20 protein-coding genes are annotated in these 25,344 nt (G+C 69.1%); 7 read left to right on the forward strand and 13 right to left on the reverse strand.

The features are described 5' to 3' along the window. Window positions 1-30 precede the first annotated feature (30 nt). The 10 genes from ACVWZ8_RS00375 to argC form a co-directional block, all read right to left on the reverse strand. Window positions 31-768 (reverse strand): maleylpyruvate isomerase family mycothiol-dependent enzyme, encoded by a 738-nt coding sequence (locus ACVWZ8_RS00375; RefSeq protein ID WP_426976870.1) that lies wholly within the window; start codon window positions 766-768, stop codon window positions 31-33. 37 nt (window positions 769-805) lie between these two features. After that, on the reverse strand, window positions 806-1,336 hold the full coding sequence (locus ACVWZ8_RS00380) for a pyridoxine/pyridoxamine 5'-phosphate oxidase (protein WP_426976869.1): 531 nt from the start codon (window positions 1,334-1,336) through the stop codon (window positions 806-808). Window positions 1,337-1,426: 90 nt separating this feature from the next. After that, window positions 1,427-2,902 (reverse strand): argininosuccinate lyase, encoded by a 1,476-nt coding sequence (gene argH / locus ACVWZ8_RS00385; protein ID WP_456503445.1) that lies wholly within the window; start codon window positions 2,900-2,902, stop codon window positions 1,427-1,429. Then, entirely contained in the window at window positions 2,899-4,104 is a 1,206-nt protein-coding gene (locus ACVWZ8_RS00390; RefSeq protein ID WP_456503446.1) for an argininosuccinate synthase, read from the reverse strand. The genes argH and ACVWZ8_RS00390 overlap by 4 nt, the downstream gene beginning before the upstream one ends. A 70-nt stretch (window positions 4,105-4,174) precedes the next feature. Continuing rightward, complete coding sequence (locus ACVWZ8_RS00395) at window positions 4,175-4,711, reverse strand: arginine repressor (RefSeq protein WP_426976866.1); 537 nt, start codon at window positions 4,709-4,711, stop codon at window positions 4,175-4,177. Beyond that, a complete protein-coding gene (gene argF, locus ACVWZ8_RS00400; RefSeq protein ID WP_456503447.1) occupies window positions 4,711-5,688 on the reverse strand; it encodes an ornithine carbamoyltransferase in 978 nt (325 codons plus the stop codon). Before argF ends, ACVWZ8_RS00395 begins: the two co-directional genes overlap by 1 nt. Continuing rightward, on the reverse strand, window positions 5,685-6,956 hold the full coding sequence (locus tag ACVWZ8_RS00405; RefSeq protein WP_426976863.1) for an acetylornithine transaminase: 1,272 nt from the start codon (window positions 6,954-6,956) through the stop codon (window positions 5,685-5,687). The genes argF and ACVWZ8_RS00405 overlap by 4 nt, the downstream gene beginning before the upstream one ends. Then, entirely contained in the window at window positions 6,953-7,912 is a 960-nt protein-coding gene (gene argB, locus ACVWZ8_RS00410) for an acetylglutamate kinase (RefSeq protein ID WP_456503448.1), read from the reverse strand. The genes ACVWZ8_RS00405 and argB overlap by 4 nt, the downstream gene beginning before the upstream one ends. Window positions 7,913-7,969: 57 nt before the next feature. After that, window positions 7,970-9,136, reverse strand: coding sequence for a bifunctional glutamate N-acetyltransferase/amino-acid acetyltransferase ArgJ (gene argJ / locus ACVWZ8_RS00415; protein ID WP_426976861.1), 1,167 nt, complete (start codon window positions 9,134-9,136; stop codon window positions 7,970-7,972). Further along, entirely contained in the window at window positions 9,133-10,176 is a 1,044-nt protein-coding gene (gene argC, locus ACVWZ8_RS00420; RefSeq protein ID WP_426976860.1) for an N-acetyl-gamma-glutamyl-phosphate reductase, read from the reverse strand. Before argC ends, argJ begins: the two co-directional genes overlap by 4 nt. 223 nt (window positions 10,177-10,399) lie before the next feature. Between argC and ACVWZ8_RS00425 the strand changes: the two genes are divergently transcribed. From ACVWZ8_RS00425 to ACVWZ8_RS00440, 4 genes are all read left to right on the forward strand, one after another. Further along, a complete protein-coding gene (locus ACVWZ8_RS00425) occupies window positions 10,400-11,503 on the forward strand; it encodes a fatty acid desaturase family protein (RefSeq protein ID WP_456503449.1) in 1,104 nt (367 codons plus the stop codon). Between the two features lie 152 nt (window positions 11,504-11,655). Further along, complete coding sequence (locus ACVWZ8_RS00430; RefSeq protein ID WP_426976858.1) at window positions 11,656-12,621, forward strand: quinone oxidoreductase family protein; 966 nt, start codon at window positions 11,656-11,658, stop codon at window positions 12,619-12,621. A gap of 194 nt (window positions 12,622-12,815) precedes the next feature. Continuing rightward, window positions 12,816-16,694: a Pls/PosA family non-ribosomal peptide synthetase gene (locus tag ACVWZ8_RS00435; protein ID WP_456505882.1), complete on the forward strand. Its 3,879-nt coding sequence runs from the start codon at window positions 12,816-12,818 to the stop codon at window positions 16,692-16,694. 81 nt (window positions 16,695-16,775) lie between these two features. Next, the gene (locus ACVWZ8_RS00440; RefSeq protein ID WP_426976857.1) at window positions 16,776-18,143 is read left to right on the forward strand and encodes a M1 family metallopeptidase; all 1,368 of its coding nucleotides are present in this window, start codon (window positions 16,776-16,778) and stop codon (window positions 18,141-18,143) included. Here ACVWZ8_RS00440 and ACVWZ8_RS00445 read toward each other — a convergent pair. Genes ACVWZ8_RS00445 through pheS form a run of 3 tightly spaced genes read right to left on the reverse strand, consistent with a single transcriptional unit; the run spans window position 18,136 to window position 22,502 of the window. Further along, entirely contained in the window at window positions 18,136-18,867 is a 732-nt protein-coding gene (locus ACVWZ8_RS00445; protein ID WP_456503450.1) for a 4'-phosphopantetheinyl transferase family protein, read from the reverse strand. The two genes, ACVWZ8_RS00440 and ACVWZ8_RS00445, sit on opposite strands and share 8 nt — an antisense overlap. A gap of 27 nt (window positions 18,868-18,894) precedes the next feature. Continuing rightward, complete coding sequence (gene pheT, locus ACVWZ8_RS00450) at window positions 18,895-21,438, reverse strand: phenylalanine--tRNA ligase subunit beta (protein ID WP_426976853.1); 2,544 nt, start codon at window positions 21,436-21,438, stop codon at window positions 18,895-18,897. 2 nt (window positions 21,439-21,440) lie between these two features. After that, window positions 21,441-22,502, reverse strand: coding sequence for a phenylalanine--tRNA ligase subunit alpha (pheS, locus tag ACVWZ8_RS00455; protein ID WP_426976851.1), 1,062 nt, complete (start codon window positions 22,500-22,502; stop codon window positions 21,441-21,443). A 255-nt stretch (window positions 22,503-22,757) separates the two neighbouring features. Between pheS and ACVWZ8_RS00460 the strand changes: the two genes are divergently transcribed. The 3 genes from ACVWZ8_RS00460 (at window position 22,758) to ACVWZ8_RS00470 (ending at window position 25,244) form a co-directional block, all read left to right on the forward strand. Further along, window positions 22,758-23,231: a hypothetical protein gene (locus tag ACVWZ8_RS00460; protein WP_426976849.1), complete on the forward strand. Its 474-nt coding sequence runs from the start codon at window positions 22,758-22,760 to the stop codon at window positions 23,229-23,231. Window position 23,232: 1 nt separating this feature from the next. Beyond that, window positions 23,233-23,871 carry an SIMPL domain-containing protein gene (locus tag ACVWZ8_RS00465; RefSeq protein ID WP_456503451.1) on the forward strand — a complete coding sequence of 213 codons (639 nt, stop codon included), beginning with the start codon at window positions 23,233-23,235 and terminating at the stop codon, window positions 23,869-23,871. Between the two features lie 179 nt (window positions 23,872-24,050). Continuing rightward, window positions 24,051-25,244 (forward strand): Rv2578c family radical SAM protein, encoded by a 1,194-nt coding sequence (locus ACVWZ8_RS00470; protein WP_456503452.1) that lies wholly within the window; start codon window positions 24,051-24,053, stop codon window positions 25,242-25,244. Window positions 25,245-25,344: the final 100 nt, after the last annotated feature.

Genomic DNA, 25,344 nt, shown 5'->3' on the forward strand with positions numbered 1-25,344 from the left:
ATGGGCGCGAAGTCTCACCTCGCGTGAGTGTCAACGGGTGACGGGCGCGCCGGCGGGCCACGGCAGCAGCTCCGGAAGGTCGACGCCGTCGGCCGCGGCAGTGGCGCGCAGGCTGCCGAGGGTGGGGTTGCGGCCGGCGAGCCAGGCGGCGATGTCGGTCAGCATGCCGTTGATCACCGTCGATTTGCCGCCGCTGCCGATGGCCACCGGCGGGAGGCCCAGCGGCTGGAGCACCAACCTTTCGCCCGCCGGCACCCGGGCGGCCAGGAAGTCGAAGAGGTGCTCGCAGAACGGCCGGCTCCAGGTCTCGGGACCACGTCCCGTGCCCAGGTCGGTGGCGTGGATGACGAGCTCGCGCCAGAGCGCCAGGCCGCCGTCGAACACCACTCCGCCGCGATAGGTAATCGGGGCCTGCCAGCCGGCTGCATCCAGCGCCCCGAAGGCGCGCAGGGCCCGTTCCAGGGCGGCCTCCACATCGGCGCGGTGTTCCTCGATGCCGTGGCCCGCGGCCATGTCGATCGCGCGGGTGCGGCCTTCGAATCCGCCGTCGTAGAGCTCGATGCTTTCGCCGCGGGCTGCGAATTCCAGCTGGCGGGCCATCGCGTTGGCGATGCCGGCGACATGGGCCAGCACGTGGCCGCGGGTCCAGCCCGGCAGCTCCGAGGGCGCCAAGACGCCCTGATCCGTCAGTTCGGCGGTGATTCCGGCCACGACGTCGGCGGCGCGGTGAAGTTCTTCCAGAAGCTCTTGCGGGGTGATTTCGGTCATAGCGCCCATCCTAGCCGAGCTCCCGGATTAACCGGGATTAACTCAGCTCCTCCGGACCGAAGCGGTGGCGGATGTGCCGGCGGTCGTGACGGGCCTGCCAGAATTCGATCTCGCGGGGCCGGATGGCGTAGAGCTGCCAGTCCCGATTGTCGCTGCCGTCCGCCCCGGGCCGGCTGTGCCAGTCGGCAGCGGAGGCCTCCGCGCCCAGCTCCGCCACCGGGCCCACGACGCGGACCTGCCGGCCCTGCTGCGGCCAGTAGAAGTTCAACGCCGCGTGCGGGTTGGCCGTGAGCTCACGGCCTTTCCGGGAGGCCCGCGAGGACGCAAAGTGCCAGCCGTCGGCGTCGATGTTCTTCAGGATCAGCATCCGGGCGGAGGGACGGCCCTGCTCATCGGCAGTGGCCAGGCTGCACGCGTTGGGCTGCGGAACCCCGGCCTGCAGCGCCTCAGCCAGCCACTGGCGGAACAGCTCCGCCGGATCCGCGTGGGCCGCGGCCGGATTGAAGTCCGGGAGCTCCTCCGGGAAATCGGGCAGGGAGCGCAGGTACTGTCGGAAGGATTCGCTCATGGAACCACCTTAAGCGCCGCGAGACGCCACTTCGCGGCAGTGTTATCGAAGAACATTGCCGCGAAATGCCATCTCGCGCAGAAACGGTCGCTACCCCGCGTACGCGCGGACGCCGGCGAGCTCGCCTTCGAGGAAGAGCAGCTGGCGCTCGACGGCGGCCGGGGCGGTGCCGCCCTGGGAGTTCCGGCTGTTGAGCGAGCCCTCCGTGCTCAGGACGGTGCGGACCTCCGGCGTCAGGTGCTCCGAGATGGCGGCGTATTCATCATCCGTCAGGTCCCAGAGTTCGACGCCGCGGCTTTCGGCCTGCTTGACCGCGGCACCGGAGAGCTCGTGCGCCTCGCGGAACGGGACACCCTGGCGGACCAGCCATTCGGCGATGTCCGTCGCCAGCGCGAAGCCCTGCGGTGCCAGCGACTCCATCCGCTCCGTGTTGAACGTCAGCGTCGCGATCATGCCGGAGACCGCCGGGAGCAGGACCTCCAGCGTGTCGGCGGCGTCGAAGACCGGTTCCTTGTCCTCCTGCAGGTCGCGGTTGTACGCGAGCGGCAGGCCTTTCAGCGTGGCCAGCAGCCCGGTCAGGTTGCCGATCAGCCGGCCGGCCTTTCCGCGTGCCAGTTCCGCCACGTCAGGGTTCTTCTTCTGCGGCATGATCGAGGACCCGGTGGAGTAGGAATCGTGCAGGGTGACGAAGGAGAACTCCTTGGTGGCCCACAGGATGACTTCCTCCGAGACGCGGGAAAGGTCCACGCCGATCATGGCCGTGATCCAGGCGAATTCGGCGAAGACGTCGCGGGAGGCGGTGCCGTCGATCGAGTTGTGCGTCGCCGAGAAGAAACCCAGCTCTGCTGCGACGGCCTCAGGGTCCAGCCCCAGCGAGGAGCCCGCAAGGGCGCCCGAGCCGTAGGGCGAGACACCGGCGCGCTTGTCCCAGTCCTGGAGCCGCTGCACGTCGCGCAACAGCGCCCAGGCGTGGGCCAGAAGGTGGTGGCTGAGCAGCACCGGCTGGGCGTGCTGGAGGTGGGTGCGGCCCGGCATGGCCACACCCCGGTGAACCTTGGCCTGCTCCACGAGGGCATCGATCGTGGCGAGCACACCGCGTGCGATGATCCGGGCGTGGTCGCGCAGGAACATCCGCCCCAGTGTGGCCACCTGGTCGTTGCGGGACCGTCCGGCGCGGAGCTTGCCGCCGAGCTGGGTGCCGGCGCGCTCGATCAGCCCGCGTTCCAGCGACCCGTGCACGTCCTCGTCGGATTCCGCGGGCAGGTAGGCGCCGGAGGCGACGTCGTCGTCCAGCCGGCTCAGGGCGTCGAGCATGCCTTCGAGCTCGGCGTCGTCCAGCAGCCCGGCCTTGTGCAGCACGCGGGCGTGCGCCTTGGACCCGGCAATATCGTAGCGGGCCAGCCGCCAGTCAAAGTGCGTGGACTTGCTCAGGGCGGCGAGGGCGTCCGCGGGGCCGCCGGCGAACCGGCCGCCCCACAGCGCGCCTTCATTGGTCCCCGAGCGCACCCCGGCCTCGCTTCGCTCGGCCGGGGACCCCTGCGCCCCTGGGCCCTGCTGCTGACTCACTGCCCTGCGACCCGGAGGTCGCGGCTGGAGGCAACCTTGGCGGACATACCCCACAGCTCGATGAAGCCGCGAGCCATCGACTGGTCGAAGGTGTCGCCGGTGTCGTACGTGGCGAGGTCGAAGTCGTAGAGCGAGGTCCCGGAGCGGCGTCCGTTGACGATGGCCTGGCCGCCGTGCAGCACCATGCGGATGTCGCCGGTGACGTAGCGCTGGGTGTCCTCGATGAAGGCGTCGAGCGAGCGCTTGAGCGGGGAGAACCACTGTCCGTCGTAGACCAGCTCGGACCAGCGCTGGCCGACGGTGGCCTTGAAGCGGGCCTGCTCGCGCTCGATGGTGATGTCTTCGAGGTGCTTGTGCGCCGTGATGAGCGCCATGGCGCCCGGTGCCTCGTAGATCTCGCGGGACTTGATGCCGACGAGGCGGTCCTCGACGACGTCGATCCGGCCGACCCCCTGCGCGCCGGCGCGGCGGTTGAGTTCCTTGATGGCCTGCAGCGGGGTGACCTTGACGCCGTCGATCGCGACCGGGACGCCGGCTTCGAAGGAGATGGTGACCTCATCCGGGGTCGGCGGGAATTCCGGCGTGGCGGTGTAGTCGTAGATGTCCTTGGTGGGGGCGTTCCAGATGTCCTCGAGGTAGCCGGTTTCGACGGCGCGGCCCCAGACGTTCTGGTCGATCGAGTACGGGTTCTTCTTGGTGGTCTCGATCGGCAGTCCCTTTTCCTCGGCGAAGGCGATGGCCTTGTCGCGGGTCAGGGCGAGGTCGCGGACCGGGGCGATGCACTTCAGGTCCGGGCCGAGGGTCTGGATGCCGACCTCGAAGCGGACCTGGTCGTTGCCCTTGCCCGTGCAGCCGTGGGCCACGGTGGTGGCGCCGAATTCGCGGGCTGCCTTGACCAGGTGCTTGACGATCACCGGGCGGGAGATCGCGGAGACCAGCGGGTAATGGCCCTGGTAGAGGGCGTTGGCCTTCAGTGTGGGCATGCAGTACTCATTGGCGAACTCGTCGCTCGCGTCGGCCACATAGGCTTCGACGGCGCCGCAACCCAAGGCACGCTGGCGGATCGTCTCCAGCGACTCGCCGCCCTGTCCGACGTCGACCGCCACGGCGATGACCTCGGCTCCGGTGGCTTCACCGATCCAGCCGATGGCTACGGAAGTATCCAGGCCACCGGAGTAGGCCAGCACAATACGCTCAGTCACTTCAAATGCTCCTTAGTTGTTGGTTGGTTATTTGTTTGTCTGGTGAAAGCCTGTCACAAAGCCGGGCAGCTTACTGGCTGGGGCCGGCTTCCTCGGCGAACTGGAGGAAGCGCGCAGCGAGGGCCGCGCCGCCGAGCGGATCGCGGGTGACCAGCAGCACGGTGTCGTCCCCGGCGATGGTGCCAAGAATCGAAGGCATCACCGAGTGGTCGATCGCGAGGGCAAGGAAATTGGCCGCGCCCGGCGGCGTCCGGAGCACCACTATATTCGCGGATGCTTCGGCGGTGACCAGCAGCTCCCCGCAGAGCCGGGACAGCCGGGCGTCGAGGATCTCCTGGGTGACGCCGCTCCTGGCCGCGCGTTCTCCGCCCTCCCCCGGCACCGCGTAGACGAGCACGCCGTCCTTGCCGCGCACCCGGACCGCGCCCAGTTCCACGAGGTCCCGGGACAGGGTGGCCTGGGTGACCTGGACGCCGTCGTCCGCCAGCAGTGCCGCCAGTTCCGCCTGCGAGCGGACCGACTCACCGGTGAGGATCGCGGTGATCCGCGCCTGCCGGGCCGTCTTGGTGGCCGGGCTGGCCCCCGGGGAGCTCGGCTGGACGGACACTAGTCGAGCCCGTCAACAACGGCCAGGCCGGAGCGGTGCATGAGCCAGGCCATCAGCGCCTTCTGGGCGTGCAGCCGGTTTTCGGCCTCGTCCCAGACCACGGACTGCGCTCCGTCGATGACCCCGGCGGAGATCTCGTAGCCCCGGTAGGCAGGCAGGCAGTGGAGCACGACGGCGTCCGGCGCCGCGAGCTTCATCGCCGCTTCATCCACGGCGTAGTCGCGGAACAGCAGCAGCCGGGCTTCCTTCTCGTCCTCCTGGCCCATCGACACCCAGGTGTCGGTGGCGACGACGTCGGCGCCCAGCAGCGCTTCGGCGGCGTCGACGGTGACCAGCACCGAGCCGCCGGTTTCCGCTGCGCGGTCCTCGGCGGCGGCGATGATCTCCGGGGACGGCAGGTAGCCCTCGGGGCCGGCGATACGCACGTGCATGCCCGCCGTGACGCCGGCGAGCAGGTAGGAGTTGGCCATGTTGTTGGCGGAGTCGCCGAGGTAGCTCATGGTGAGGCCCTTGAGCCCGCCCTTGTGTTCCTTGATGGTCAGCAGGTCGGCGAGCAGCTGGCAGGGGTGGTAGTCGTCGCAGAGTGCGTTGATCACCGGGACCTTCGAGTTTTCCGCCATGGCGACGAGTCCCGAGTGCGCGCCGGTGCGCCACACGATGGTGGAGACCATGCGCTCGAGCACCTTGGCGGTGTCCTCGACCGATTCCTTGTGGCCGATCTGCGCCTCGCCCGGGTTGATGATGAGGGCGTTGCCGCCCATGTCCGCCACGCCGGTGGCGAAGGAGACCCGGGTCCGGGTGGAGGTCTTGTCGAAGATGACAGCGACGGTCTTGCGGCCGCTGCCTTCCGCCGCAAACGGCTGCACGCTGTAGGGGGCGGCCTTCATCCGGACGGCGAGCTCGAGGACTTCGGCCTGTTCGGCGGGGCTGAGGTCCGTGTCCTTGAGGAAGTGGCGGGTGGCTGCTGTGGCGTTCACTGGGCGTCCTTTGCGGTCTGGAGGAGGGCGGGCAGCGCCGCGAGGAAGCGGTCGGCCTGGCCGGTGGTCAGGATCAGCGGCGGCGCGAGGCGGATGGTGTGCGGGCCGGGGCTGTTGACGATGAAGCCCGCCTCGAGGCCGGCCGTCACGACGGCGGGGCCGACGTCGGCGTCGAGGTCGAAGCCGATCAGCAGCCCTTCACCGCGGACTTCGGTCACGCCGTCGATCCCGGCGAGGCCCGAGCGCAGGTGCTCCCCCACGTCCCGGACGTGGGCCAGGACCTGCTGGTTTTCGAGGACATGCAGGGTGGCCAGTGCCGCGGCGGTGGCGACGGGGTTGCCGCCAAAGGTGGTGCCATGCTGGCCGGCGGACAGGAGCGAGGAGACCTCGGGCCCGAACGTGAGGAGGGCGCCGATCGGGAAGCCGCCGCCCAGGCCCTTGGCGAGCGTCACGGCGTCGGGCACTATTCCGGCGTCCTCGCTGGCGAGCCATTTGCCGGTGCGGCCGATCCCGGTCTGCACCTCGTCCAGGATCAGCAGCGCGCCGGCCGCGCTGGTGGCTTCCCGGGCCGCCTGCAGGTAGCCCGCGGGCAGCGGACGGACGCCCGCCTCGCCCTGGATCGGCTCGAGGAACACCGCGGCGACGGTGTGGTCCACTTCAGCGCGGAGCGCGTCGATGTCACCGAAGGGGATGTGCACGACGCCGGCCGGCAGCGGCGCGAACGGCGCCCGGTAGGCCTCTTTCGCGGTCAGCGCGAGGGCGCCCATGGTGCGGCCGTGGAAGGCCCCTTCGAGCGCGATGATCTTTGTCCGGGGCTGTTCCGTACCGTTCGGGCTGGCGCCCGTATTGCGGCGCGCCAGCTTGAACGCGGCCTCGACGGCCTCGGTGCCGGAGTTGGCGAAGAACACCTTCGAGCCGGCCGGGGCCTTGCTGAGTTCCAGCAGCCGTTCGGCCAAAGCGATCTGGGTGGGGCTCGTGAAGAAGTTGGAGACGTGGCCCAGGGTGGCAAGCTGGCTGGAGATCACCGAGGTGACGAAGGGGTGCGCGTGGCCCAGTGCGTTGACCGCGATCCCGCCGAGCAGATCCAGGTATTCCTTGCCGTCGGCGTCCCAGACGAGGCAGCCGGAGCCGCGGACCAGGACCCGCTGCGGGGTGCCGAAGACGCCCAGCAGCGAGGAGGAGTAGCGGGACAGCCACTGCGCGCCGGTGGCGTGGCCCTTGGTCTCGATGATTTCAGTAAGCTCTGGTGACTTTGCGATCTGGTTCATGCCTTTACTTCCTCATCCGGGACGACCTGCGTGCCGATGCCCGCGGTCGTGAAGGTTTCCAGCAGCATCGAGTGCGGCAGCCGACCGTCCACGATGTGCGCGCGTTCCACGCCGCCCTCGACGGCTTTGAGGCAGGCTTCCATCTTGGGGATCATGCCGGACTCCAGGCGCGGCAGGAGCTCGCGCAGCTCGGAGGCCGTGAGCGAGGAAATCAGCGAGGAGCGGTCCGGCCAGTTGGCGAAGAGCCCCTCGACGTCGGTCAGGATCACCAGTTTCGAAGCGCCGAGGGCTTCGGCGAGGGCCGCGGCGGCGGTGTCCGCGTTGACGTTGAGCACCTGCCCGGTGGTCTGCGCTTGTTTTGTTGCTCCGTCGCGTTCCCCGTCATCGAAGATCTCCGGGGCGACGGTGGAGATCACGGGGATCCGGCCGGCCGCGACGATGTCCAGGATGCCCTCGGGGTTCACGCCGACGACTTCGCCGACGAGCCCCAGGTCCACTTCTTCGCCGTCCACGACGGTCCCCGTGCGGACGGCGCGGAGCAGGCCGCCGTCCTCGCCGGACATGCCCACGGCGTAGGGGCCGTGCGAGTTGATCAGGCCCACGAGTTCCCGGCCGACCTGGCCGGTGAGGACCATGCGGACCACGTCCATGGCCTCGGGGGTGGTGACCCGCAGGCCGCCCTTGAACTCGGATTCGATGCCGAGCCGGCTGAGCATTGCGTTGATCTGGGGGCCACCGCCGTGCACCACGACGGGGTGGATGCCGACATGGTGAAGGAAGACGACGTCCTCGGCGAATGCGCGCCGGAGTTCATCGTTGACCATGGCGTTTCCGCCGTACTTGATCACCATGGTGCTGCCGGCAAAGCGCTGGATCCAGGGCAGTGCCTCGATCAGCGTGCCGGCCTTGCTCTGGGCATCGGACATGGATGTGGTCTCGCGTGTCTGGGTGTTCATACTGTTCGTCCTACCGTTCGTCCTACTGTTCGTCCTACTGTTCGTCCTTCCAGGGGGTTAGCTGGAGTAGGCGCTGTTTTCATGGACGTAGTCGTGCGTGAGGTCGTTGGTCAGGATGGTGGCTTCGGCGTCGCCGGCCTGGAGGTCGATCTCGACGAGGACCTCGCGCGGTTCCAGGTCCACGAGGTTGCGGTCATCGCCGATGCTGCCGTTGCGGCAGATCTGTACGCCGTTCATGGAAACGTTCAGCTGGTCGGGTTCAAAAACGGCATCCGTGGTGCCGACTGCCGAGAGCACGCGGCCCCAGTTGGGGTCCTTGCCGAAAATCGCGGTCTTGAACAGGTTGGAGCGGGCGACGGCGCGGCTGACGGTTTCCGCGTCCCGCTCGCTGGCCGCGTTGAAGGTCCGGATCGCGATGTCATGGCTGGCGCCCTCGGCGTCGCCGATCAGCTTGCGGGCCAGCTCGGCGCAGACCTGGGTCAGGCCCGTGCCGAAGTCGACGGCGGACGGCACGGCTCCGGACGCACCGGAGGCAAGCAGCAGCACGGTGTCGTTCGTGGACATGCAGCCGTCGGAGTCCGCCCGGTCAAAGGTGACCCGGGTGGCGTCGCGGAGTACGACGTCGAGCATGTCCGGCTGGACGTCGGCGTCCGTGGTGAGGACCACCAGCATCGTGGCGAGGCCGGGAGCGAGCATGCCGGCGCCCTTGGCCATGCCGCCGATGGTGAACTGGCTCCCTGCGGCGTCCATGCCGGTGAAGACGGCCTGTTTGGACACGGAGTCCGTCGTCATGATCGCCGTGGCGGCCGCGGCTCCGCCGTCGGGGTCCAGTGCAGCCGAGGCGGCGCCGATCCCGGCAAGGATCTTCTCCATCGGGAGCTGTTCGCCGATCAGGCCGGTGGAGCAGACCACGACGTCCGTGGCGGACACGCCGAGCGCTTCGGCGGTCTTCTCCGCGGTGGTGTGGGTGTTCTGGAAGCCCTGCGGACCGGTGCAGGCGTTCGCGCCGCCGGAGTTCAGGATGACGGCGTCCACCCGGCCGTCCTTGACCACCTCGCGGGACCAGTGCACCGGGGCGGCGGCCACGCGGTTGGAGGTGAAGACGGCCGCGGCGGCCTTGGAGGGCCCGTCGTTGACAACGAGGGCCAGGTCAGGGTTGCCGGAGGCCTTGAGGCCGGCGGTGACGCCGGCGGCACGGAATCCCTGGGGGGCGGTGATGCTCACGGTGCGACTCCCTGCAGTTCGAGGCCTGCGGTTTCCGCCAGGCCGAGGGCAATGTTCATGGACTGCACGGCGCCGCCGGCGGTCCCCTTCGTCAGGTTGTCGATGGCGCACGTGATGATCACGCGGCCGGTGTGTTCGTCGAGCGCCAACTGCATCACGGCGTGATTGGATCCCTGCACCGACTTGGTGGAGGGCCACTGCCCTTCCGGGAGCAGGTGGACAAACGGCTCGTCGTCGTACGCTTCACTCCAGGCGCGGCGGAGTTCCTCAGCCGTCACACTGCGCCCTGGCTGGCGCCGGATCTTCGCGGTCGCCGTGGTGAGGATGCCGCGGCTCATGGGCGCCAGCGTGGGCGTAAAGGAGACGGTGACCGGCCCGCCGGCGGCCTTGGACAGGCCCTGTTCGATCTCCGGCGTGTGCCGGTGTCCGCCGCCCACGCCGTACGGACTCATGGAGCCCATGACCTCGGCGCCGATCAGGTTGACTTTGGCGGCCTTGCCGGCCCCGGAGGTACCGGAGGCGGAGACGATCACGACGTCGTCCGTCTGCAGGAGGCCGTTGCTGAAGCCCGGGGTGAGGGCCAGCAGGGCCGACGTCGGGTAGCAGCCGGGGACGGCGATCCGAGTGGCGCCGCGGAGCGCGTCGCGCTGGCCGGGCAGCTCCGGCAGACCGTAGGGCCAGGTTCCGGCGTGCGGGGACCCGTAGAACTTTTCCCAGGCAGCCGGATCCGCCAGGCGGTGGTCGGCGCCGGCGTCGATCACGACCGTTCCGGCAGGCAGCTGGGCCGCGATCCCGGCGGAGGCGCCGTGCGGCAGGGCCAGGAACACGACGTCGTGTCCGGACAGGTTCTCGACCGTGGTGTCCTCCAGGATGCGGCTGGCCAGACCATGGAGATGCGGCTGCAGTTCCCCTAGTCTGGAACCGGCGTTGCTATGGGCCGTGATGGCGCCGATCGTAACGTCGGGATGACCAGCGAGGAGCCGCAGGACCTCGCCGCCGGCATAACCGCTCGCCCCGGAGACGGCAACAGAAATAGTCATAGCCACCACTATACAGCAAGAGTATGCATAGGTGCCGATATTTATGCATGCGCTTGAGTGTGCCCGCTTTTCTCCTACCCGGCGTTCCGCCGAGAGCCGATCCGGTCCGGTCCGGGAGGCCAGCGAAGCCCCGGGCCGTATGCTTGGTAGAAGGGTGATCCAGACCGTGCGGTCCGAGTGTCGGATGCAGCGTTACCCGAAACAGTTACGAGGCACGCCCTAGATGACCACCACTTTCCCTGCCACTGCGACAACTTCTGTGCGCCCAAAATCGCGGGTCCGGCAGCCCAACGCCGTCGTTCTCAGCTATTCGGAACTGCTCAAGAGCGTCAAGGCCGCCGGTCTCCTGGAACGCCGTGTCGGTTTCTACGTCACCGTCTTTTCCGTGCTGGTACTGCTGATGACCGCGACCTGGTTCGGTTTCGCTTTGATCGGTGACAGCTGGTTCCAGCTCCTCATCGCGGCGGCCCTGGGCATCCTATGCACGCAGCTGAGCTTCCTGGCCCACGAGGCCGGGCACCGGCAGATCTTCGCCTCCCGCCGCGCCAACGACTGGACCGCCCGGCTGCTCGCCACCTCCGTGGCCGGCATGAGCTACTCCTGGTGGGAGCAGAAGCACGGCGCGCACCACATCCATCCGAACGTCATCTCCAAGGACCCGGACATCGCCACCGGCGCGATCGCCTTCCACGAGGAAGCCGCGGCCACCCGGCAGGGGCGGTTCTCGTTCCTGACCCGCAAACAGGGCTGGCTCTTCTTCCCGCTGCTGTTCCTAGTGGGCCTGGGGCTCCAGATCGATTCGGTCAAGTTCATCTTCCGCCGCGCCAAGGTCACGCACCGCTGGGTTGAAATCCCCATCCTCGTGGCGCGCCTGAGCCTGCTCCCGGTGCTGGCCTTCACCTTCCTGCCGCTGGGCATGGCGTTCGCGTTCATCGGCGTCCAGCTCGCAGTCTTCGGTTTCTACATGGGGGCTTCTTTTGCCCCGAACCACAAGGGCATGCCGGTCCTGCCCGCGGACAGCCGGGTGGACTTCTTCAGCCGGCAGGTCCTGACGTCCCGCAACATCTCCGGCGGCCGCTTCATGGACATCCTGCTGGGCGGCCTCAACCGCCAGGCCGAGCACCACCTCTTCCCGGACATGGCCCGCCCGCAGCTGGACAAGGCCGCCACGATCGTCCGTGAGTACTGCAAGAAGCACCAGGTTCCCTACACCGAAACCACGCTGCTGCAGTCCTACGGCATCATCGTCCGCTATCTTAATGACGTCGGGCTCGCCGCCGGGCGGCACTTCGAATGCCCGATGGCAACAGTGACGCGCCGCTACTAGGCGGCCGTACCGCTACCGGCGTCCGCGCCGCTCCACGTGTTTGCCCCGAAGTGACGGCCGTTTACCGGCCGTCACTTCGTCGTTGGCGCCGGTGTCCCTAGGATGGATCGAGGATCCGGACCAGGAAATCCCCGGCCGGAGAAGGAGACGCAATGATGCATGCAATCGTCGCCCGCCAAGCGGGGGGACCCGAGGTCCTGGAGCTGACCGAAGTGGAGCGTCCGGTACCGGGGCCCGGCCAGCTGCTGGTCAAAGTTTCCGCCGTCGGCGTGAACTTCATTGACACGTACAAGCGCAGCGGTGCGTACAAGGTGCCCTTTCCCTTCACCCCGGGCTCCGAGGCGGCCGGCACCGTCGAGGAAGTGGGCGAGGGCGTCACGGGGTTTTCCCCCGGCGACCGGGTCGCCACGGCCGAGGGCGTCAACAGCTACGCCGGCTACGCCCTGGTCGACGAGGCCAAAGCGCTGCCGGTCCCGCGCGGCGTCGACGATTTCACCGCGGCCGCCCTCCCGCTGCAGGGCATCACCGCGCACTACCTGATCAACTCCTCCTTCCGGGTCGAGCCGGGCCACACCGTACTGCTCCACGCCGGAGCCGGCGGCGTCGGCCTGCTGCTGATCCAGCTGCTCAAGGCCAAGGGCGCACGCGTCATCACCACCGTGTCCACCGACGACAAGGAGCAGCTGGCCCGCGAGGCCGGAGCCGACCATGTGCTGCGGTATGAAGACTTCTCCGCCCGGGTCCGCGAACTGACCGACGGAACCGGCGCGGATGTGGTGTACGACGGCGTCGGGAAGGACACTTTCGACGGTTCCCTCGCCGCCTTGCGCATCCGCGGCACACTGGTGCTCTTCGGTGCCGCCTCCGGCCCGGTCCCGCCCTTCGACCCGCAGCGGCTCAACGCCGGCGGCTCGCTGTCCCTGACCCGGCCCACGATCGGCCACTTCCTGCTCAACCCCCAGGAACGCCGCTGGCGCTCCGACGAGATCTTCGCGGCGGCCGCCAACGGGACCCTCAAGGTTCGGATCGGCGCCCGATACGACCTGGCGGAGGCCGCCCAGGCCCACACGGACCTGGAGCAGCGCCGCACCACCGGCAAGGTCATCCTGGTCCCGTAGGGTCAGCAAGGATCCGGAAGGCACGCCAGGGAACATCATGCGGACAACGCACCAACAGTGCAAGACCCCTGCTGTTCATCTTGCCCGGAGACAATGCCCCTGTGACTGAGCAGCAACCGCACCGCAGCGATCTTCCGCCGTCCGCCGCAGGCGCCGCCGGGCCGGTATCCGTTCGTCAGGTTCATCGGGCACAGCTGCCGGGGTCACTGGCCGGGCCACCGGAGCGGACGCTGGTCGAGATCCTGCAGGAGACCGCCTCGCTGTTCCCGGACGCCTCCGCGCTCGACGACGGCCACGAATCGCTGAGCTACGCCCAGCTTCTGGCGGCAGTCCGGGCCAGGGCGCGGGAGCTGCACCGGGCCGGCCTCGGCGCGGGAGACAAGATCGGCGTCCGGATTCCGTCCGGCACCAACCAGCTCTACATTGCCATCCTGGCCGTGCTCCTGGTCGGGGCAGCCTACGTTCCGGTGGACGCGGACGACCCACACGAACGGGCCAAACTGGTGTTCGGTGAGGCGGCGGTGGCCGGAATATTGCGCGCCGGTGGACAGAATGTGGCGGACCCCCGGCGGACCCGGCCCTTTCCCGCCCAGAGGCTTCCCGGCCCGGACGACGACGCCTGGGTGATCTTCACCTCCGGCTCCACCGGAACACCCAAAGGCGTCGCCGTGCAGCACCGCTCCGCGGCGGCCTTCGTCGACGCCGAGGCCAGGATCTTCCTGCAGGACGATCCGATCGGCCCGCAGGACCGGGTCCTGGCCGGCCTGTCGGTCGCCTTCGACGCCTCCTGCGAGGAAATGTGGCTGGCCTGGCGCCACGGTGCGTGCCTCGTCCCGGCTCCCCGTGCCCTGGTCCGGACCGGTATGGACCTCGGACCGTGGCTGATCAGCCACGGCATCACGGTGGTCTCAACGGTGCCCACCTTGGCCGCCCTCTGGCCGGTCGAATCCCTTGAGAGCGTCCGGCTGCTGATTTTCGGCGGTGAAGCGTGCCCGCCGGAACTCGCGGACCGGCTCGCCGTCGAGGGCCGCGAGGTCTGGAACACCTACGGCCCCACCGAGGCCACCGTCGTGGCCTGCGCTGCACCGCTCGGCGGCCCGGGGCCGATCAGGATCGGGCTGCCGCTCGACGGCTGGGACCTCGCCGTCGTCGGCGCCAACAGCCTCCCCGTCGCCGAAGGCGAGGTGGGCGAGCTGATCATCGGCGGCGTCGGGCTGGCCCGCTACCTGGACCCGGCGAAGGACGCCGAAAAATACGCCCCGATGCCCTCCCTCGGCTGGGAGCGGGCCTACCGCTCGGGGGATCTGGTCCGCTACGAAGCCGCCGGGCTGATCTTCCAAGGCCGTGCCGACGAGCAGGTCAAGCTCGGCGGACGCCGGATCGAACTCGGCGAAATCGACGCTGCGCTGCAGGCCCTTCCCGATGTTGCCGGCGCGGCCGCCGCGGTGCAGACCACGGCCGCGGGCAACCAGATCCTTGTCGGCTATCTCGCCCCGGCCGCGGGCAAGCAGCTTGATCTGGCAGCCGCGAGGGAGCTGCTCGGCGCCAGCCTGCCGGCCCCGCTGATCCCCCTGCTCACGCTCGTTGACTCGCTTCCCACCAAGACCAGCGGCAAGGTCAACCGGCACGCCCTGCCCTGGCCGCTTGCCGACGCCGGTGCCGCTGATGCGGCGAAGGCGCCACTGAACCTTCCCGACGACGCCCAATGGATCGTGGCGCAGTGGACCGCGGTGCTGGGCAGCGGCGTCGCCGACCTCGACGCCGATTTCTTCGCCTACGGCGGCGGTTCCCTCGCGGCCGCGCAGCTCGTCTCGGCCTTGCGCGTGCGCTACCCCACCATCACGGTGGCCGACATCTACGCGACCCCGCGGCTCGGCGCGCTCGTGGATGCCGCCCGCCAGTCGCTTCCCGAAGGCGGCGCCGGGCCCGCCCCGGAACGCACCGTCCGCCCCACCGCCCGCAAGTCGCAGATCTTCCAGACCCTGATGGGTGTCCCGCTGCACGTCCTTGTGGGCATGCGCTGGCTGAGCTACCTGATGGCGGCGAACAACCTGCTCTCCGCCCTTGCCGGTTTCAGCGCCGCCCCCACGGTGTCCTGGTGGTGGGTGGGCGCCTCGTGGCTGGTGTTCGTCAGCCCCCCGGGCCGGATGCTGATCTCCGTGGCCGCCGCCCGCCTGCTGCTCCGAACGGTAACGCCGGGAACGTATCCCCGCTCCGGCCGCGTGCATCTGCGCCTCTGGCTCGCCGAGCAGATCCAAGACCTCGCCGGCGCCATCAGCCTGGCGAGTGCCCCGTGGGTGCCCTACTACGCCAGGGCGCTCGGGGCGAAGATCGGGTTTAACGTCCAGCTCCACTCGCTCCCGCCCGTCACCGGCCTGCTCTCCCTCGGCAGCGGCTGCAACGTCGAGCCTGAAGTTGACCTCTCGGGCTGGTGGATCGACGGCGACCGGGTCCACATCGGCGCCATCCACATCGGCGCCGGCGCAACAATCGGCGCACGAAGCACCCTGATGCCGGGAGCCATGATCGGCGCCGGGGCCCAGGTGGAGCCGGGCTCGGCCGTGCTGGGCAAGGTGAAGGCCGGCCAGCTCGTGGCGGGATCCCCCGCGGAACGGCGTGGCAAAGCCAGGCACTCCTGGCCGGAGCATCCCCTGATCGGCCGGCTCTGGTTTGCCGGCTTCGCTGCCGCGTCAGCGGTGCTGGCCCTGATCCCCCTGCTGTCCGCGGCGGCCGCCGCCCTGGTGATGTTCCTCTTCATCCGCGGCAGCGCATCCCTCTCCGCCGCACTGCCCCAACTTCTGCTGTCCCTCCCGCTGGCCGCGCTGGTCTGGTTCCTGGCCAACCTGGTGCTGATCCTCCTCACCACCCGTCTCCTCGGCGTGGGGCTGGCAGAAGGCTATTACCGGGTGGGCAGCCGGATCGGCTGGCAGGTCTGGGCCACCGAACGCGTGCTGGACCTGGCCCGCGACTTGCTGTTCCCGATCTATGCCAGCCTCTTCACCCCGGTCTGGCTGCGCCTGCTGGGCGCCAAAATCGGCAGGAATGTCGAGGCCTCCACGGTCCTGCTGATCCCCAAGATGACCACCGTGGGCGAAGGCGCCTTCCTCGCCGACGACACCCTGGTGGCGTCCTACGAGCTCGACGGCGGCTGGCTGAGGATTGCCCCGGCCAAGATCGGCAAGCGTTCCTTCCTGGGGAATTCCGGCATGACGGGCGCGGGCCGCAACGTGCCCAAGAACTCCCTCATCGCGGTGCTTTCGGCGACGCCGGCGAAGGCCAAATCCGGGACCTCGTGGCTGGGCAGCCCGCCGGTCAGGCTGCGGCGCACCGCGATCGCCTCCGACGACACCCGGACCTACCAGCCGCCGCTGAGGCTCAAGCTTGCCCGCGCCCTGTGGGAGCTGGGCCGCTTCGTGCCGGTGGTGGCGACCGTGGCGATCGCCGCCGGGGTCCTTCTCGCCCTTGACTGGCTGGCCACGACGTTCAACTACGGGGTGGCCGCGGCACTGGGCGGCGTCGTGGTCCTGCTGGCCGGCGCCGTGGCCGCGGGCAGCGCCGTGGTGGCTAAATGGGTCCTGGTCGGGCGGATCCATCCGGGCGAGCATCCCCTGTGGAGCTCCTTCATCTGGCGCAACGAGGTAGTAGACACCTTCATCGAGATGGTCAGTGCCCCCTGGTTTGCCCGCGCGGCCACCGGGACGCCGGCACTGGTCTGGTGGCTCCGCGCCCTCGGCGCGAAGATCGGCGCCGGCACCTGGTGCGAAAGCTACTGGCTCCCCGAAGCGGACCTCGTGACCCTGGGCCGGAACTCCACCGTCAACCGCGGCTGCGTCGTCCAGACCCATCTGTTCCACGACCGTGTGATGAGCATCGACACTGTTACGCTCGAAGACGGAGCAACCATTGGACCGCACGGGGTCATCCTCCCCCAGGCACGGATCGGCGCCGGCGGCACGGTGGGGCCGGCGTCCCTCGTGATGCGGGGTGAAACGGTGCCGGCCGCGACGTACTGGATGGGAAATCCCGTCAGCCCCTGGGGTGGACCGGGCCAGCCGGCCCACAAGCCCAGGTAGCCACGCTCCGCAAGGCCAGTCCCCGCACCCGCAATCCCGAAGGCCCGCTCCGATGACCCCCAGTCGCATGAATCCCAGCGTATGAGTTCCAGCACAGCTGCCGGCACCGGGCGTGCCCTGCCCTCGGAAGAGGAAGCGGGGGCGCCGGATCCCTACCTGCCAGGCCACGGCACCAACGCGTACCGCGTCACGCGCTATGAACTCCAACTGGACTACAGGCTCAGCAGCAACCGCCTGAACGGACGCGCTGTCCTGCACGCGGTCGCGCAGTATCCTGCCTCGGCCATCGTGCTGGATCTGACCGGGCTGCGGGCCACCAAGGTGCAGCTCAGCGGCCGGAAGGTGCGCAAGTTCAGCCAGCGCGCCGATCAGCTCGTCGTCGTCCCGGATGCTGCCCTGCTGCCAGGCGAGCAATTCACCCTGGACATCCGGTACGAAGGGAACCCGGTCCCCCGCCGCGGCCTCTGGGGCGAAGTGGGCTGGGAGGAACTCACCGACGGGGCGCTCGTGGCCGGTCAGCCCAACGGCGCGGCCTCCTGGTTCCCCTGCAACGATCACCCGCGGGACAAAGCCAGCTACCGGATGACCGTGACCACGGACGCCAACTACAGGGCCGTGTGCAATGGGGTGCTGCTCTCGCACAGCAGCCGGTCCAGCCGCGAAACCTGGGTCTACGAGCAATCCGAGCCCATGTCCACCTACCTCGCGACGGTCCAGATCGGCCGCTATGAGCTCGTGGCCCTCAATCCATCCCACGCGGCCGGACTGGTGCCGCAGTTCGTGGCAGTGCCGCCGGACCTGGCGGGCGCTGCCCGCGAGGGCCTGGCGCGCCAGCCGGAGATGATGCGCACGTTCACGAACTGCTTCGGACCCTATCCGTTCCCGGCGTACACGGTGGTGGTGACGGAGGACGAGCTGGAGATTCCGCTCGAGGCACAGACCCTTTCCATCCTGGGCCGCAACCATCTGGGCCTGGAGTGGGAGTCCCAGCGGATGATGGCCCATGAGCTCTCGCACCAGTGGTTCGGGAATTCGTTGACGGCCGCGTCCTGGAAGGACATCTGGCTGCATGAGGGATTCGCCTGCTATGCGGAATGGATCTGGTCCGAGGAAGCCGGCGTCCTGCCGCTCGCGGACCGCGCCGCGGCCGCCTGGCGGAGGCTCGACGCCGGCAGCCAGGATCTGCTGGTGGGTGACCCGGGGCCGGAACTGATGTTTGATGACCGTGTCTACAAGCGCGGCGCCCTCGCGCTGCACGCGTTGCGGCTGCGCTGCGGCGACCTGGCCTTCTTCGCGCTGCTGCACGACTGGGCCGACCGCAACCGCCACGGCTCCGTGTCAACAGCCCAGTTCATCCTCGCCGCGGATCGGGCGACCGGCCTGGACACCGAGGCCCTGCTGCACCCCTGGCTGTACGAGGAGGCACTCCCGCCGCTGCCGGTCAGTTAGGGCGTCGGTCTGGCGCCGAGAATCTGGTGCCGAGCGAAAGCGCGACGGCTGCGGCGAGGTCCTGGGGCAGGCCCGTCTCCGCCGGAGCGAGGTCCCGGAGTCCGGCACGGTGCAACACCTCGAGGGTGTCCGGGGCTGTCCGAAGCCCGTCGCCGGTCATCTTCAGCCAGGCTTCCTTCCGGGCCCAGAACCGCGCACGTTCGCGCGGCAGTGCCCGGGCCGGACGTCCCTGCAGCTCCCGGCGTTCCGCCGGAGCCAGCGCGACGTCGTCGAAACCGGCGAAATCCGTCCGTGCGGGATCCTCGACGTCCACACCAAGCCGCAGGCCCGGTTCCGGATGAACCACGGCTGCCAGCAGCGTCCACCCCGAGCTCCGGGACAGGCTCAGCAGCAGCGGGGCGGCGGTGCTCCTGGCACCCGGACCGGTCACAGAGTAGCCGGGCCGGCCGTGTGAGATGTGGGCCCCGGTCCCGCAGCGGGGACAGCTGTAGTCCACGGTCAGCTTCGAGGGCGGCACCTCCAGCAGCTCGGCGGCGAAGCGCCGCTGTGCCAGCCGGCCGGCCACGAAAGCTGCCCTCGGGCCAGGCATCATGGCGTCGGCACGCTCCCGTTCGACGGCGTCCAGCAGCTCCTGCGCGTCGCGTTCCTGTCCTCCCGGCTGCCCTTCGGAGTGGCCGGAACGGCCGAAGGGAGGACAGGAACGCACGACGAGCAGTGGCGGCATCGGCAGATTCCCGGGATGGTCAGTGCGTCAGCGCTGGACCGCTCCGAAGCGCTCGTGGGCAACGGCCACGGCGCTTTCGCGGGCCGCGGACGCCTCGTCCGCCGTCAGCGTGCGGTCCTCGGCCCGGAACCGCAGGCTGAACGCCAGCGACTTCTTGCCGTCCTCGATGCCCTTGCCCGCGTACACGTCGAAAAGTGCGACGTCTTCGAGCAGTTCGCCGGCACCATCGCGCAGGGCGGCGAGCACCTCTTCGGCCGGAACCTCCTGCGGCACCACGAGGGCGACGTCCTGGCTGGCCACGGGGTAGGTGGAGATGTGCCTGGCGACGATCACGTCCGCGGCGGCCTCGAAGAGGGCATCCGCGTTGAACTCGAGCGCCACCGAGCGCGCGGGCATGTCATGCGCGGCCAGCAGCTTCGGGTGCAGTTCGCCGGCGTAGCCCAGGACTTCGCCGGTGCGGAGCGCCAGCTGCGCGGCCCGTCCCGGGTGGAAGGCCTGGTGTTGGCCCTGGCTGATGACGATCTCGACGCCAAGCACGTCGCCGGCGAGCCGGGCGATGTCCAGTGCGTCCGCCCAGTCCCAGGCTCGGGGCGTGTGGCCCGCCGCGGCGGGTGAATCGTGGCCGGTCAGCACGGCGGCGAGATACAGCGGCTGGTCCGGGACGCCGTCGTACAGGGCATCCAGCACCTCGTCGGCCGGCTTGGCGCCCAGCGGCGGGATCGTGGCGGTGCCGAGCGTGTCACCGGGCAGGAACACGAGCCCGGCCTCGAACAGCGCCAGGTCGCGGAAGCCGCGGGAGTGGTTGCGCTTGGCCACCTCGATCAGGCCCGGCAGGATCGAGGTCCGCAGGTAGCCCTGCTCCTCGCTGATCGGGTTGGCCAGCTTGAGCGCCTTGCGCGGCGTTCCCTCCATGGGTATGCCGAAGGTGTCGTTGGCGGCCTTGGAGACGAACGGGTACGCGAGGACCTCGGTGAGGCCGGAGGCGGCCAGGGACTGGACCAGGCGCCGGCGCTGCTGCTGGACGCGGGTCAGTCCGCGGCCCGGAGGCGCCACCGGAAGGCTCGCGGGGATCTTGTCGTAACCGACCAGCCGCGCGATCTCCTCGGTGAGGTCTTCCTTGGTTTCCAGGTCGTTGCGCCAGCTCGGGGCGGTGACCATCCAGCCGTCGTCGGTTTTCACCACGACGGCACCCAGGTCCTCGAGCGAGGTGACAATCTGCTCTTCGCCGAAGTCAATGCCGATCCGGGCGGCGGCAAAGCCGGCCGGAAGGGCGATGGTCACGGCGTCCGGCGCGGTCCCGACGTCGGTCCCGGCCTCGTCGGCCTTGCCCCCGGCAAGTTCCACCAGGAGGTCGACAACGCGCTGGGCTGCAACGTTGGCGACGTGCCAGTCGACGCCGCGTTCAAAGCGTTTGGAGGCCTCGGACGGGAGCTTGTGCCGGCGGCGGGAGCGTCCGATGGAGACTTCGTCGAAGTGCGCCGCCTCGACCAGGACGTTCGACGTCGAATCGCTGACCTCGGTGGCGGCGCCGCCCATCACGCCGGCGATGCCGATCGCGCCGGAGCCGTCCGTGATCAGGAGGTCCTCGACGTCGAGCGCGCGCTCCTTGTCGTCCAGGGTGGTGATCTTCTCCCCCGCCACGGCGCGGCGGACCACGATGTCGCCGGACAGCGCGTCCAGGTCGTAGCAGTGCGTGGGCTGGCCAAGTTCCAGCATGACGTAGTTCGAGATGTCCACCGGAAGGGAGATGGAGCGGATGCCGGCAAGACGCAGCCGGGACGTCATCCACGGGGGCGTCGGCTTTGTGGCCTCGACGCCGCGGACGGTCCTGGCCACGAAGCGGTCGCAGCCGGGCTTGCCGTAGATGGGCGCGTCGTCATTGAGCTTGACGCCGTAGCCTCCGGCAAGTTCCGCGGGTGCCGAGACCTTGGACGCTGGGTCAGTGAAGGACGTGCCGGTGGCGTGCGCGTATTCGCGGGCGACGCCGCGGATCGAGAACGCGTAGCCGCGGTCCGGGGTGACGTTGATCTCGGCGGCCTCGTCATGAAGGCCCAGGAGCTCCATGGCGTCGGTGCCGATTTCCGGATCGAGTCCGATCCTTGCGAGCACCAGGATGCCGTCGTGGTCCTCGCCGATGCCGAGTTCGCGCACGGAGGCGATCATGCCCGCGGACAGGTGGCCGTAGGTTTTCCGCGCCGAAATGTGGAAGTCGCCGGGCAGCACGGCGCCGGGAAGGGTGACGACTACTTTGTCCCCCTCCACGAAGTTGTGGGCGCCACAGATGATGCCCTGCACGCCGGAGGGGTCGATGCCGTCGCCCGTGAGGGTCTGCTGCTGGCCTTCGGGGACAACCCGGACCTGGCACCAGTTGATGGTCTTGCCGTTGGTCTGGGGCTCCTTGACGATGCTCAGCACCTGGCCCACCACGATGGGGCCCTGGAGGGTGTCCGTGGGGCGGTGGACCGCTTCTTCTTCAAAACCGACCTTGACGAGTTCGGCCATGACGTCCTCGGCCGTTGCTCCGGCCGGTACCTGCGCGAATTCACGCAGCCAGGAAAGTGGGATACGCACTGTTAGATCTCCATCCCGAAGTGCTCGCTGAAACGTACGTCGCCTTCGATCATGTCTCGCATGTCGCCCACCTCGTTGCGGAACATAAGCGCCCGCTCAATGCCCATGCCGAAGGCAAAACCTGAATAGATGTCCGGATCGATGCCGGCGGCGCGGAGCACGTTGGGGTTGACCATGCCGCAGCCGCCCCATTCGATCCAGCGCGGGCCGCCCTTGGCGCCGGGGTGCCAGATGTCCAGCTCCGCGGAGGGCTCGGTGAACGGGAAGTAGTTGGGGCGCAGCCGGATCTGGGCCTCGGCGCCGAACATCTGCCGGGTGAAGTGCTCCAGGGTGCCCAGGAGGTCCGCCATGCTGAGCTTCTTGTCGATGGCGAGGCCCTCGAACTGGTGGAAGACCGGGGTGTGCGTCGCGTCCAGCTCATCCGTGCGGAACACCTTGCCGGGGCACAGCACGTAGATGGGCACTTCGCGTTCCAGCATCGAGCGGACCTGCACCGGGGAGGTGTGCGTGCGCATCAGCAGGTGCGCCTCGGGCGGCTCGACGAAGAAGGTGTCCTGCATTTCGCGGGCCGGGTGGTCCGGCTTGAAGTTCAGCGCGTCGAAGTTGAACCACTCGGACTCGACCTCGGGGCCTTCGGCGATCTCCCAGCCCATGCCGACGAAGATGTCCGCCACCCGTTCCTGCAGGGTGGACAGCGGATGCCGGGCACCGGCACGACGGCGGCGCGGAGCCGCCGTGACGTCGACCGTCTCCTCGACAAGGATCCGCGCGTCGTTCTCGGCTTCGAGTTCGGCAGTGCGGTCCGCGAGCGCCTTGTTGACGCGTCCGCGGGAGGCCCCCATGAGCTTGCCGGCGGTGGCCTTCTGGTCCTTCGGCAGTCCGCCGATCTCACGGTTGGCGAGGCTCAGGGCGGACTTTTCGCCGGTGTGCGCAAGACGCACGGCCTTGAGTTCATCGAGCGTGGAGGCGGCGGCTATGGCGGCAACGGCCTGGTCTACGGCGGCAGTGATGGCGGCTTCATCCAGAGGATTCGGGATGGCGGCGCCCGGCAGAGTTTCAGTCATCTACTGTTCTTAGCTACGAGTCGGTTCATGCCAACAGCTCGGAGCCATGAACAGTGTCATGACACCGGGCTTTGACAAAGGGCACTAACAAAGGGCAGGCACGCCGAAATCGCTCCGGCGGGCACTCGTCTCCAGTCTAGTTGACTGCACCGGCGGGCCCGAACGTGACGGAGCCGCCCTCTCCCTGAACTGCACAGATCCCTGGACTGCACAGATCCCTGACCGGCGGGGATCCCCCCGGACTAGCATGGCCTCATGACGTCCGGACAACGGCTGCGGCAGATCGCGAACGTGCTGAATGCTTCGACCCCGCTGGGGTTGCTCCTCGCTGCCTGTGCCCGCACCCCCGTCCGCCGCGGACCCCGCGGCCTGCTGATCGCCACCGGCTACCGCTGGCGGCTGCCCTTCGCCGGCGCGTTCACGGTCGGCAATGTGGTGCTGTTCCGCGCCGGACCGGACGAGGCCCTCGGCAATCAGGTTCTGCTGGGCCACGAGGAGCGTCACAGCACCCAGTACGCCTGGTGCCTCGGTGTGCCCTTCCTGCCGCTGTATTTTCTCGCGGCGGGCTGGTCGCTCTGGCGGACCGGCAACTCCGGCTCCGGCAATGTCTTCGAGCGGCACGCCGGGCTGCAGGCCGGCGGCTATCCGGAGCCGGGATCCGCGGAGGTAGGCCCCTCACAGACCACCGGCACCCCGGGATCCCCGGCCCCCGAGCGGAACGAGGCATGACATGACGGACAGCCCCAGGACCATTTCAGTCACAGGCTCCGGCAGCGCGGAGGCCGAGCCGGATCTGCTGACCCTCTCGATCGGCGTCGAGTGCCGCCGGGAAAACGTCGGCGCTGCCTACGGCGACGCCGGAGGGGCCTCGGCCGCGATCACGGCCGTGCTCCGCGAACACGGCATCCAGGACAGGGACATCACCACCTCGGGGCTCAATGTCCGCGCCGAGCTCAACTGGCAGGAGGGCCGTGGGCAGACGGTGTCCGGCTACCTGGCCTCCAGCATGCTGAGTGTCCGGATCCGCGAGCTGGCAGCGTCCTCGGAGATCATCGCCGCGGCCGTCGCGGCCGGCGGCAACCACGTCCGGCTCAACGGGCTGGAGCTCGGCTTCGCGGATCCCGCCGCCGTCGCCGTCCGGGCCCGGGAAGCCGCATGGGCCGACGCCCTCGTCACGGCCGGGCACTTCGCGTCCCTCGCCGGCGCCGCACTGGGCAAGGTGGTCTCTGTTGCCCAGCAGTCCGGTTTCCCGGCGCCCATTCCGGTGGCCGGGATACAGCGCGCCGTCGCGGTGGAATCGCTCGCCGTGGAAGCCGGCGAGTCCAGCGTCAGCGCCAAGGTGGGTGTGGTCTGGGAACTGCTCGACTGATTTCCGGATGGCGGTCCGCCGCTCGTCGGCGCACTGGTGGCGGGTTGCGGAGTGAAGCCCGCCGGCGGCAAGCTTCAGGTCCGCCGTGGTGGCCAGCGCGGTGCGGACGGTGACGGCGAGCGCCCGAACCACCCGGCGGGAGGCTTGACTTAAACTCGAACATACATTCGAATGTAGGCATGAGATGGGACGCACAAGCACTCAGCCCTGCCGTCAATAAAGCGACTGGCAACAAAGCGCCTGGCAACGGAGCACCCGGAGCACCCGGAGCGCCCCGTGGAAGCAGTAAATCCCCGGCCGCCCCAGCCGCCGATGCACTGCTCCCGCTGCTCGGTCTTGTGCGTTCCGTTTCAACCCCTGAGTTTGCCGGGGTCACTTTCCATGAGGTCACCGCCAAATCGGTGCTCAACAAGGTGGTCGCCGGTTCCCGCATGCCGTTCGAGTGGACCATCAACCCGTACCGCGGCTGCAGCCACGCCTGCGTCTACTGTTTCGCCCGCAAGAGCCACACCTACCTGGACTTCGACGCCGGTCTGGACTTTGACAGCCAGGTGGTGGTCAAGATCAACGCCGCGGAGGTCCTGCGCAAGGAGCTGGCGAAGCCCTCGTGGGGACGGCAGCATGTCGCCCTGGGCACCAACACCGATCCCTACCAGCGGGCCGAGGGCCGCTACCAGCTGATGCCGGGCATCATTGGCGCGCTCGCCGATTCCGGCACTCCCCTGTCCATCCTGACCAAGGGCACCCTCCTCGCCCGGGACATCCCGCTCCTGAAGCACGCCGCGGCCCAGGTCCCCGTTGGGGTGGGCATCTCGCTCGCGATGACCGATGAGCGGCTCTCAGAAGCCGTGGAGCCTGGCACGCCTGGTCCCCGGGCTCGGCTCAAGCTGGTCTCCCGGCTGCGGGAGGCCGGCCTGCCGTGCGGGGTCATGGCCATGCCCATCCTGCCGTGGCTCTCGGACAGCGACGAGGCCCTGGATTCCCTTTTCGGTTCCCTCGCGGCGGCCGGCGCCACCGGCGTCACGGCCGGTGCCCTGTACCTCAAGCCCGGAACGCGTGAATGGTTCATGCAGTGGCTTGCGAGGGAGCACCCCCAGCTCGCCGGCAAATACCGGCGCCTGTACGGCAGCGGCTCCTATGCCTCGAAGGAGTACCGCGCCTGGCTGGCCGGACGCATCCGTTACTTCAAGGCCCGGCATGGCTTTTCCGGCTCGCAGGGCTTCAGCCACCGGGAGCTCAACGGTGATGCCAATGACTTGGATCCCCGGGAGGAAGAGGCCCAATATCCGGCCGGCAGCATCCCCGGGACGGCCGGCCACTCCGGCCGGCATGGAAGCCCGGCAGAGCAAGCCGTGCAGCCCTCGTTGTTCTGAAGACGTCCGGCAGCCAAGTGACGCGTCCTACCTGGTCGCCGAAGAGGCACTGCGGATAAGGTCAGTCGGGTTCCTTTACGGTGTCGAGGCCCCCAGTGAC

The sequence above is a fragment of the Arthrobacter sp. UYCu723 genome, from assembly GCF_054059215.1.